This window comes from Rhodoblastus sp. 17X3 (assembly GCF_030056575.1).
GTDB lineage: Bacteria > Pseudomonadota > Alphaproteobacteria > Rhizobiales > Beijerinckiaceae > Rhodoblastus.
On sequence record NZ_JASHHX010000037.1, the window covers coordinates 1 to 9,846 of the forward strand.

At 65.1% G+C, this 9,846-nt stretch carries 11 protein-coding genes and 1 pseudogene; 7 read left to right on the forward strand and 5 right to left on the reverse strand.

Annotated features, from left to right (window positions below; translation table 11 throughout):
* Positions 1-403: 403 nt before the first annotated feature.
* On the reverse strand, positions 404-1,081 hold the full coding sequence (locus QM467_RS19465; protein WP_283368001.1) for an HAD family hydrolase: 678 nt from the start codon (positions 1,079-1,081) through the stop codon (positions 404-406).
* 147 nt (positions 1,082-1,228) lie between these two features.
* On the opposite strand from QM467_RS19465, the gene QM467_RS19470 reads away from it, so the two are divergent.
* The 5 genes from QM467_RS19470 (at position 1,229) to QM467_RS19490 (ending at position 5,108) form a co-directional block, all read left to right on the forward strand.
* Entirely contained in the window at positions 1,229-1,582 is a 354-nt protein-coding gene (locus tag QM467_RS19470) for a hypothetical protein (RefSeq protein ID WP_283368002.1), read from the forward strand.
* Positions 1,582-1,818 carry a hypothetical protein gene (locus QM467_RS19475; RefSeq protein ID WP_283368003.1) on the forward strand — a complete coding sequence of 79 codons (237 nt, stop codon included), beginning with the start codon at positions 1,582-1,584 and terminating at the stop codon, positions 1,816-1,818. Before QM467_RS19470 ends, QM467_RS19475 begins: the two co-directional genes overlap by 1 nt.
* Complete coding sequence (locus QM467_RS19480; protein ID WP_283368004.1) at positions 1,802-3,253, forward strand: NAD-dependent succinate-semialdehyde dehydrogenase; 1,452 nt, start codon at positions 1,802-1,804, stop codon at positions 3,251-3,253. Before QM467_RS19475 ends, QM467_RS19480 begins: the two co-directional genes overlap by 17 nt.
* Entirely contained in the window at positions 3,250-3,966 is a 717-nt protein-coding gene (locus QM467_RS19485) for a DUF4339 domain-containing protein (protein ID WP_283368005.1), read from the forward strand. The genes QM467_RS19480 and QM467_RS19485 overlap by 4 nt, the downstream gene beginning before the upstream one ends.
* Before the next feature lie 131 nt (positions 3,967-4,097).
* Positions 4,098-5,108, forward strand: coding sequence for a methyltransferase (locus tag QM467_RS19490; RefSeq protein ID WP_283368006.1), 1,011 nt, complete (start codon positions 4,098-4,100; stop codon positions 5,106-5,108).
* Positions 5,109-5,121: 13 nt separating this feature from the next.
* Here the strand turns inward: QM467_RS19490 and QM467_RS19495 are convergent, their stop codons facing one another.
* A complete protein-coding gene (locus tag QM467_RS19495) occupies positions 5,122-5,337 on the reverse strand; it encodes a fumarylacetoacetate hydrolase family protein (protein WP_283368011.1) in 216 nt (71 codons plus the stop codon).
* Here QM467_RS19495 and QM467_RS19500 point away from each other — a divergent pair.
* Positions 5,263-5,418: pseudogene (locus tag QM467_RS19500) on the forward strand (methyltransferase); the annotation flags it as partial. The gene QM467_RS19495 and the pseudogene QM467_RS19500 overlap by 75 nt on opposite strands.
* 13 nt (positions 5,419-5,431) lie before the next feature.
* Here the strand turns inward: QM467_RS19500 and QM467_RS19505 are convergent.
* Both QM467_RS19505 and QM467_RS19510 read right to left on the reverse strand, forming a co-directional pair.
* Positions 5,432-6,118 (reverse strand): fumarylacetoacetate hydrolase family protein, encoded by a 687-nt coding sequence (locus QM467_RS19505; RefSeq protein WP_283368007.1) that lies wholly within the window; start codon positions 6,116-6,118, stop codon positions 5,432-5,434.
* Between the two features lie 18 nt (positions 6,119-6,136).
* A complete protein-coding gene (locus tag QM467_RS19510) occupies positions 6,137-7,357 on the reverse strand; it encodes an MFS transporter (RefSeq protein WP_283368008.1) in 1,221 nt (406 codons plus the stop codon).
* A gap of 184 nt (positions 7,358-7,541) precedes the next feature.
* Here QM467_RS19510 and QM467_RS19515 point away from each other — a divergent pair, with 184 nt between their 5' ends.
* On the forward strand, positions 7,542-9,176 hold the full coding sequence (locus QM467_RS19515) for an FMN-binding glutamate synthase family protein (protein WP_283368009.1): 1,635 nt from the start codon (positions 7,542-7,544) through the stop codon (positions 9,174-9,176).
* Between the two features lie 2 nt (positions 9,177-9,178).
* On the opposite strand, the gene QM467_RS19520 is transcribed toward QM467_RS19515, so the two are convergent.
* The gene (locus QM467_RS19520) at positions 9,179-9,730 is read right to left on the reverse strand and encodes a hypothetical protein (RefSeq protein ID WP_283368010.1); all 552 of its coding nucleotides are present in this window, start codon (positions 9,728-9,730) and stop codon (positions 9,179-9,181) included.
* Between the last annotated feature and the right edge of the window lie 116 nt (positions 9,731-9,846).

Here is a 9,846-nt window from a genome sequence, read left to right on the forward strand (position 1 = left end):
TGTGATGGATATACCGAATCGCAAAAGAACACAATAAGAACGCCGCCCAAGCACGTCGACGGGCGTATTCTATAAGTCATGCTGAGCGGGTGTCCTGAAGGCGACAGCCGATCCCTGCTCGGCGCTCGAACAATCCTTGAAATCGCGAATTAATTCCCTGTTCTGTTTCGTAGGGAAATGTCCTTCAACTCACAGTTATGCGGAGAGAATTCTGAAAAAGATCGGGAGCTGGCAGGCTTTTTGAGAAAAATTCCCTGTAATTTTCCCTGTTAGCAGGGATTCCGGCCCGCGGAGACGGGTTTACAGGGACTACGTCCGCCACCATTTTCCGCGACGGCCGCTTTCCCATAGGCGTTCTCAGCCGGTCCGGCGCGGCCGGGCGCCAAGCTCTTGCCGCCCGGGCTCAATAAAACTCCTCCGCCGCCGCCGCCAGTTCGGAGAAATGCGAAATGATCCGGTCGGGGCCATATTCGATCACGGGGCGGTCGGTATAGCCGAAATCCACCGCGATGGAGGGCACGCCCGCAGCGCGCGCGGTGGCGATGTCGGTCTTGGAATCGCCGATCATGATGGCCCGCCCGGGCGCGCCGCCGGCGGCCTCGATGGTGCGCAACAGGGGCGTCGGGTCCGGCTTGGCGACGCCAAAAGTGTCCTGCCCGCAGATGAAGGCGAAGCGGTCGGCGATGCCGAGCTTTTCCAGCAGCAACTTGGCCGGACGTTCGATCTTGTTGGTGCAGACGGCGAAAAAGCCGCCGCGCGCGGCCAGCGCATCGAGCGCCTCGACCACGCCCGGGTAAAGCCGGCTGTCGTCGGCGATGCGCGTTTCGTAATGCGCCAGGAACCGCTGGAACATGTCTTCAAGCCTTTGCGGCGACACGCTTTCGTCCTGCGCCGCGAGCGCGCGCACGATCAGGGCGCGGGCGCCGGCGCCGAGCAGCGATCGGGCGTCGTCCAGCGGCGTGGTGGCGAAGCCCTCCTGAACCATGATGTAATCCAGCGTTCCCATGAGATCGCCGGCCGTATCGGCCAGCGTGCCATCGAGATCGAAGACGTGAAGCATGTTGTCGGGCGTCGGGGCCATGCAATTTCTCCTGTCGTAAGGCAGGGCTATAATGACTCAGGCGCGCGATGTCATGGCCAAAGCCGCGCCGGGCGGCCAACATGATAGATTCCTGAGAGGGTCAGAGTGATTCGCCCGTCGCGGCGAACGAAGGGGAAGGGAAAGACGATGCTGCGTTGGATGCTTCCGCTCTTGCTCGCGACGACGGGCCTTGCCCAGGCGGCGAGTTATGATTTTCTCGCCGCGCCGCAGGTCGATCTCAACCGCGTCTATCGCATCGACAAGGCGACAGGCGAGGTCGGCGCCTGCCAATATGGCCTCAAGGAAGGCGGTTCGGTCGGCGTCACCCTTTGCTATCCGCCCGGCGAAGGCGCCGGAGCGCAGCCGCCGAGCGAATATGGCCTGATCGCCTCGCGCCATGAAAAGGAGGGCGGCGTGTTCCGGGTCGACCAGCGCACCGGCGCCATGTCGATCTGTTACGTGCTGAACGAGACCGTGGTCTGCACGCCGCAGGCGAAATGATGGATGCGCTGACGATTTTCGGCCTTTTCGCCGTCAGCGCCATGCTTATCTTCTATGCGCTGGAGCCGCGCGGGGCGATCTATATTCTGGGCTTCGCCGCAGCCTGTGCGCTCGGTTCGGCCTATGGCTTCCTGCAGGGCGCCTGGCCGTTCGGCCTTGTCGAGGGGGTCTGGTCCGTGGTGGCGCTGCGGCGTTACCTTCTGGCCCGGAAAGGAGCATATGATGCAGCTCAATGATCCGACCCTGTTGAAGACGCAAATGCTGCTGGGCGGCGTTTTTCGCGGCGCGGGCGAGCTTGCGATCAAGAACCCGGCCACTGGCGCCTTGCTCGCGCAGGTGCCGAACGGCGGCGCGGCCGAGGCGACCGACGCGGTCGAGATCGCGGCCCGGGCGCAAAAAATCTGGGCGGCAAAGACCGCCAAGCAGCGCGGCGGGGTGCTGCGCAAATGGTTCGATCTGATCCTCGCCGCGCGCGAGGATCTCGCGCTCATCATGACCAGCGAACAGGGCAAGCCACTGGCCGAGGCGCGGGGCGAGATCGACTATGCCGCGAGCTTCATCGAGTTTTACGCCGAAGAGGCCAAACGCATCTATGGCGAGACCATTCCCTCGCCCTGGCCGGACGCGCGCATCCTCACCTTGCGCCAGCCGATCGGCGTGATGGCGGCGATCACGCCGTGGAATTTCCCGGCGGCGATGATCACGCGCAAATGCGCGCCGGCCATGGCGGCGGGCTGCGCCTGCGTGGTCAAGCCCGCGCCCGAGACGCCGCTGACGGCGCTGGCGCTAGGCGAACTGGCGGTCCGCGCGGGCCTGCTGCCGGGCGTGCTCAATATCGTCACCGGCGACGCGGCGGCGATCGGCAAGGTGTTCTGCGAACATCCGGCGGTGCGCTTCGTCGGCTTCACCGGCTCGACGCCGGTCGGCAAGCTGCTGATGCGGCAGGCGGCTTCGGGCGTCAAGAAGGTTGGGCTGGAACTGGGCGGCAATGCGCCCTTCATCGTGTTCGAGGATGCCGATCTCGACGCGGCGGTCGCGGGCGCGATGGTGTCGAAATACCGCAACATGGGCCAGACCTGCGTCTGCGCCAACCGGATCTATGTCCAGGACGGGATCTATGACGCCTTTGCGGCGAAGCTGGCCGAGGCGGTGGGCAAGCTGAAGGTCGGCGACGGCGCGGCGGACGGCGTGCAGCAGGGGCCACTGATCACGGTCAAGGCGCTCGACAAGGTGGAGGCTCATATCGCCGACGCGCTCGGCAAGGGCGCGCGTGTTCTGATCGGCGGTCACCGCCATGAGCTTGGCGGCAACTTCTTCCAGCCGACGGTGCTGGCCGATGTGACCGCTGAAATGGCGGTCGCGCGCGAGGAAACCTTCGGGCCGGTCGCGCCTCTGTTCCGATTCAAGGACGAGGCGGATGTCATCGCACAGGCCAACGCCACCCAATATGGCCTCGCAGCCTATTTCTACGCCCGCGATCTCGGCCGGGTCTTCCGCGTCGCCGAGGCGCTGGAATATGGCATGGTCGCGGTCAATTCCGGCATCCTCTCGACCGAGGTCGCGCCCTTCGGCGGCGTGAAGGAATCGGGCGTCGGGCGCGAGGGCTCGCGTCACGGCATCGAGGAATTCGTCGAGATCAAATATGTGCTCTTGGGCGGACTTGGGGCATGAGCGGCGCATGGCATTACGCGGAGAACGGGAGTTCGACCGGTCCGGTCAGCGCCGCCGAAATCCGCAAGCGGATCCTTGCGGCTACCGATCAGCCGCATTTCGTCTGGGCGGCGGGAATGCCGGAATGGGTCGAGGCGCGGAACGTCGCGGAATTTGCGGATGTCTTCGCGGGGGATGCGGCTCCGCCGCGCGATGCCGAGGCCGGCGGGAAGCGGAAGATGATTTCCGCCGCGAAACGCGCGGAACTGGCTCGTCGCGCCCAGCATGAACTCTATGAGTTCCTGGGGATTTCAGCCTATCTCTGGGTGTGTTTTGGCGCGTTGGTCCTCTATAAGGCCGCTGTATTGCACAGCGTCGGGGTCGAATTCGCGCCCCTTGGCATGGCGGCCGTCAAGGCCCTGATTTCGGCCAAGTTCATCATGCTTCTTGAGGCGCTCAAGCTTGGCGGACGCGAGAAGCGCGAGGGCGCCCTCTTCGCCGTGATTTTGCGAAAATCATTGGTGTTCACAGTTTTCCTGATCGTGCTGACGGTGATCGAGGAACTGATCGTCGGCCATCTGCATGGCAAGGAAAGCAGCGAGATTCTGGCGGAAATGGCGGGCGGGACGTTGCCGCAGGCGCTGAGCGTCGGCCTGTTGATCTTCCTGATCATGGTCCCGTTTTTCGCCTATCGGAATGTTGGCGTCAGTCTCTGGAAGGCATCCGAAGGCTGACGCCATATCGAATTTGACGGCATGATTCGGGCGCGGACGTTCCGCGTCCAACCCGCGCATGACACAGTCGCGGAGGAGCCGAGCTTGCGCTAGGCTATCGCTTCCTCGGACCTTTCGCGGAGCGCCGCCACATGAACAAGCAGCTTTCGCCAGAACGGCTTCTCAGCCTTGGCATGGGTTTCTGGAGCGCCAAGGCGCTGATTTCCGCCGTCGAATTCGGCCTGTTCACCCGGCTCGCGCAAGGCCGCGCCGATCTCGGCGAACTGACGAGGGCGCTGGGATTGCACGAGCGCGCCGCGCGGGATTTTCTTGACGCGCTCGTCGCCCTGAAATTGCTCGACCGCGAAGACGGCGTTTATTCCAACAGTCCGGAGACGGATTTCTTTCTGGATCGCGCCAAGCCGTCCTATGTCGGCGGAATATTGGAAATGGCCAATGCGAGGCTTTATCCGAGCTGGGGCAGGCTGAGCGACGCCTTGAAAACCGGCCAGCGCCAGAACGAGGGCGTGGACGAGGACGATTTCTTCGGGGCGATCTATTCCGATCCGGAGCGCCTGCGCGGCTTTCTCGCCGCGATGAGCGGGATCAGCGCCGGGGCCGCCATGGCGATCGCGGCCAAGATTCCGTGGAAGGATTTTCGCAGTTTCGTGGATGTCGGCGCAGCGCAGGGCATGGTCCCCGTGACCATCGCGCGCGCACATTCCCATCTCACGGGCGCGGGCTTCGACCTGCCGGTCGTGCGTCCGGCGTTCGAGGAATTTGTCGCGCAGCATGGCTTGTCGGACAGGCTGCGCTTCGTGCCGGGCGACTTCTTCAAGGACAAGCTGCCGACGGCGGATGTGATCGTCATGGGCCACGTCCTGCATGACTGGAACATGGAGGAGAAGCGCGTGCTGCTCGCCAAGGCTTATGAGGCCTTGCCCAAGGGCGGGATGCTGATCGTCTATGAGGCGATCATCGACGACGACCGCCGCGAGAACGCCTTCGGTCTCCTGATGAGCTTGAACATGCTGATCGAGACGCCGGGCGGCTTTGATTACACCGGCGCCGATTGCCAGCAATGGATGCGGGAGGCGGGGTTTGCCGAAACGCGGGTCGAGCATCTGCTCGGACCCGATTCCATGGTCATCGGCGTCAAGTAGGCCGCGCGGCCGCTCAAACGATCTTCGTGCGGACCTCGCCGACGCCCGCGATGTCGCCGACCAGAACGTCGCCGCGCACGAGGGGGCCGACACCAGAGGGCGTGCCGGTGAAGATCAGGTCGCCCGGCGCGAGCGCGACATAGGTCGAGAGCTCGGTCTCCTGATGAGCTTGAACATGCTGATCGAGACGCCGGGCGGCTTTGATTACACCGGCGCCGATTGCCAGCAATGGATGCGGGAGGCGGGTTTTGCCGAAACGCGGGTCGAGCATCTGCTCGGACCCGATTCCATGGTCATCGGCGTCAAGTAGGCCGCGCGGCCGCTCAAACGATCTTCGTGCGGACCTCGCCGACGCCCGCGATTTTGCCGACCAGAACGTCGCCGCGCACAAGAGGGCCGACGCCAGAGGGCGTGCCGGTGAAGATCAGGTCGCCCGGCGCGAGCGCGACATAGGTCGAGAGCGCGGCGACGATTTCCGGCACGGACCAGATCAGGTCGCCGAGATCGCCGTCCTGCGTCACCTTTCCATTGACGGTCAGGGCGATACGGCCTTGCGCGGGGTGGCCGACCTGCGCCGCCGGCTGGATCAGGCCGAGCGGGGCGGAAAAGTCGAAGCCCTTGCTCATGTCCCAGGGCTTGCGGTTCTCGCGCGCCTGCGCCTGTAGATCGCGCCGCGTCAGGTCGAGCCCGGCGGCATAGCCGAAAATATGCGCCAGCGCCTGTTCGGCGGGAATTTGCGCGCCGCCCGTTCCGATGGCGACGACCAGTTCGATCTCATGGTGGAGATTGCCGGTCAGGCTGGGATAGGGCGCGTCGGCGCCGTCGATGACGAGCGAATCCGCCGGCTTGGTGAAGAAGAAAGGCGGCTCGCGGGTTGGGTCGCCGCCCATCTCGCGGGCGTGGGCGGCGTAGTTCTGGCCGACGCAGAAAATGCGCCGCACCGGAAACAGTTTTCCACCCGCGACGGGCGCCGCGGCCTGCGGCGGCGCGGCAAAGACGTAATCGCTCATGTCATTCCTCCGGGAAAATCATTCGGCCGGTTGCAGGACCGGCTCGGCCGGCGCCTCGACGATCGGCAGGTTGAGCAGGGCCGAGACCACCCCCAGGGCGATGGAGAGCAGCCAGACCGGCTGATAGGACCCGAAGCTTTCACGGAACCAGCCGCCGAGCAACACGCCGAGGAAGCCGCCGACCTGATGCGAGAAAAAGGCGAATCCGTAGAGCATCGACATGTTCCGCGCGCCGAACATCTGGCCGATCAGCGAGGAGGTCGGCGGTACGGTCGAAAGCCACAGCAGGCCGGTGACGGCGCCAAACAGCAGCGCGGATGTCGAGCTGGGCGGAAGCGCGATGAAGATTGCGGTGGCGAGGGCGCGAGAAAGATAGATCGCCGAGAGGATGAAGCGGCGCGGGACCCACATGCCGAGCCAGCCCGACAGCAGCGAGCCGAAAATATTGAAGGCGCCGACCAGCGCGATGGCCCAATAGCCGACCACCGGCGACAGGCCGCTTTCCACGATATAGCGCTGGAAATGGACGGTGATGAAGGCGAGCTGAAAGCCGCAGGTAAAGAAGCCCAGCACGAGCAGCACATAGGATTTATGACCCAGCGCGTGACGGAAGGTCGCGCCTTGCGTCGCCTGCCGCGTGAAGGCGGCGGGCGGGCTGGCGAGCGCCAGCGACAGCGGCACGATTGGCAGGATCAGCGCCGCGAAAGCCAGCGACGCGCCCTCCCAGCCGAAACGCTCAATCAGCGCGCCGGCGAGCGGCGAGAACAGGAACTGGCCGAAGGAGCCCGCGGCCGTCGCCGCGCCAAAGGCGTAGCTCAGGCGTTCCGGAGGCAGCAGCTTGGCGAAGGAGCCCAGCACCAGATTGAACGAGGCCCCGGAAAGGCCGAAGCCGATCAGCACGCCGGCGCCGAGTTCGAAGCCCAGCGACGAATTGGCCTGCGCCATCAGGGCGAGGCCGGCGGCATAGAGCAGCGCGCCGGCGATCAGCACATATTTCGAGCCATAGCGATCGGCGAGCGCCCCGGCGAAGGGCTGGCCGACGCCCCACAGCAGGTTTTGCGCGGCGAGCGCGAAGGAGAAGGCCTCCGTCCCCCAGGGGCGCGAGGCAAATACCGGCAGCTGAAAGGCGCCCATCACCGAGCGCGGGCCAAAGGAGAGCATGGCGACCAGACAACCCGCCAGCACGATGGCGACCGCCGACAGTCCAGATGTTTTGGCTTGCGCCCCAGCCTGGCTCAATTTTAACGCTCCACCTTTGCGTTTCTCGCCGCACTTTGTATCAGAAAGCTAGCATGTCGCGCGCAGGCCGTCCTTGTGGCCATGCAAGAGGGCCTCGGCGGAATTGAGGAGGTCTTGCCTCAGCCAAATGGTCATAGAACGGTCGCGGACCTGGAATGTTATGTCTTTCCCGCCGAGGATTCTCATGCGCCTGCTCAGCCTGATTTTCGCCCCGCGCCATTTCGCCTTGCTTCTGAGCGCCCTGTTTCTCGTCTGGGCGCTCGCAGCCATGGCGCTTCACCCGGAGCGCGCGCATCTGCTGGCGATTCCGCTCGTGATTTTCGGCGGCCTGACGGCGGTGGGCCTTGGCGATCTGGTCCAGAAGCGCCATTCGGTGCTGCGCAATTATCCGATCCTCGCCCATCTGCGCTTCATCCTCGAAGAGATCCGCCCTGAGATGCGGCAATATTTCTTCGAGAGCGAGACCGACGGCGCGCCCTTCAGCCGCGACCGCCGCGCGGTGGCCTACCAGCGCGCCAAGATGCAGCTCGACAAGCGGCCGTTCGGCACGCAATTGTCGGTCTATTCCGACGGCTTCGAATGGATGCTGCATTCGCTCAGCCCCCGGCCCATGGCGACCGAGCCGTTCCGCATCACGATCGGCGGGCCGGATTGCCGTCAGCCCTATTCGGCGTCAGTGCTGAACATTTCCGCGATGAGCTTCGGCGCCCTCAGCGCCAACGCCATCCGGGCGCTCAACGGCGGCGCCGAAAGGGGCGGCTTCGCCCATGACACCGGCGAGGGCGGCTTCTCGCCCTATCACGCCGAAAATGGCGGCGACGTGATCTGGGAGATCGGCTCCGGCTATTTCGGCTGCCGTACGCCGGAGGGCCGCTTCTCGCCGGAAAAGTTCGCCGAGGCCGCGCGCAATCCGCAGATCAGGATGATCGAGATCAAGCTGAGCCAGGGCGCCAAGCCAGGTCATGGCGGCGTGCTGCCGGCGGCCAAGGTCACCCGGGAAATCGCGGCCATTCGCGGCGTGCCCATGGGCCAGGATTGCGTCTCGCCGCCCGGCCACAGCGCCTTTTCGACGCCGCTGGAGCTGATGGCCTTCATCAGCCAGTTGCGGGAGCTTTCCGGCGGCAAGCCGGTGGGGATCAAATTCTGCCTCGGCCAGCCGGTCGAATTCCTGTCGATCTGCAAGGCGATGCTGGAAAGCGGGACCGCGCCGGATTTCATCGTGGTGGACGGCAAGGAAGGCGGCACCGGCGCCGCGCCCCCGGAATTCATGGATCATCTCGGCATGCCGATGCGCGAGGGGCTGACCTTCGTGCGTGACGCGCTGGTCGGCGCCGGCCTGCGCGGCAAGGTCAAGATCGGCTGTTCCGGCAAGATCCTCACGGCCTTCGACATGGCGCGCGCCATGTCGCTGGGCGCTGATTGGTGCAATAGCGCGCGCGGCTTCATGTTCGCCCTCGGCTGCATCCAGTCGCTGTCCTGCCACACGGACGCCTGCCCGACGGGCGTGGCGACGCAGGACGCCTGGCGCGGCCGCGCCATCCATGTGCCGGACAAGACCGAGCGCGTCGCCAATTTCCACCGCGCGACCCTGCATTGCCTCGCGGAGCTGACGGCGGCGGCGGGGCTGGACCATCCCAGCCAGTTCGAACTGGATCAGTTCCGGCGGCGCATTTCCGAAAGCACGGTGGTCAGCTTCGCCGATCTCTACCCTCCGCTGGAAGAGGGCGAGTTGCTGCGCAGCGCGCGTGATCCGCGTCTGGCCGCGCTCTGGGCCAAGGCCAGCGCGCATTTTTTCTCGCCGCCGCGCGCGGTTTCGTAAAATCAGCGCTTTTCGCGCAGGGCCGAGGCGATTCGGGGATCGAGCGGCGGTTCGGTCGCCAGAGGCTTGGGAGGCGGCGCGCGATAGAGGCGGTCGAGATTGCGCCGCAGGGATCCCATGACGGCGTTCTTGAGCACGGACGCCGCGACAAGCGTCAGCGCCGAACCCGCGCCGGCGATGATCAGCATCAGATTGAAGCGCATCGGCCCCGTCGTGTCGTGGAACGACGGCAGTTGCTCGCCGACGAAATGCAGCGCCAGGCAGATTCCGACAATTCCGACCACGCCATTGAGCGCCTTGCCGAAGCCGCGCTCCTGCAAGACGAGGTCAGTCAGGGGGCCGAAAAAGAGCGCGTAAGCGATGAGGCAATAGGCGAACAGGTCGCGGCGGTCGCCGGTCAGGTCGCGAAAGCCGATCCAGTCCACCGCAGCATCGACGATTGGCAGGGAGGAGGCCTCGCCATAGCCGCGCGCCAGCGCCGGATCGCCGCTCAGGGCGACCAGCGCGGCGCCTGCAAGCAGGGGCGCAAGGGGAAGGAGCGATCTTTTCAGCATGGCCCGTCTCTTTTGCGCCGGAATCTGGCGCAGCGCGCGATCTTATCGGTCGCGCCTTGAGACTTCGTAAAAGGAAAGGGGAGCCTTTGACCCTTGCGGCCGGCTCCCCTCCTGCC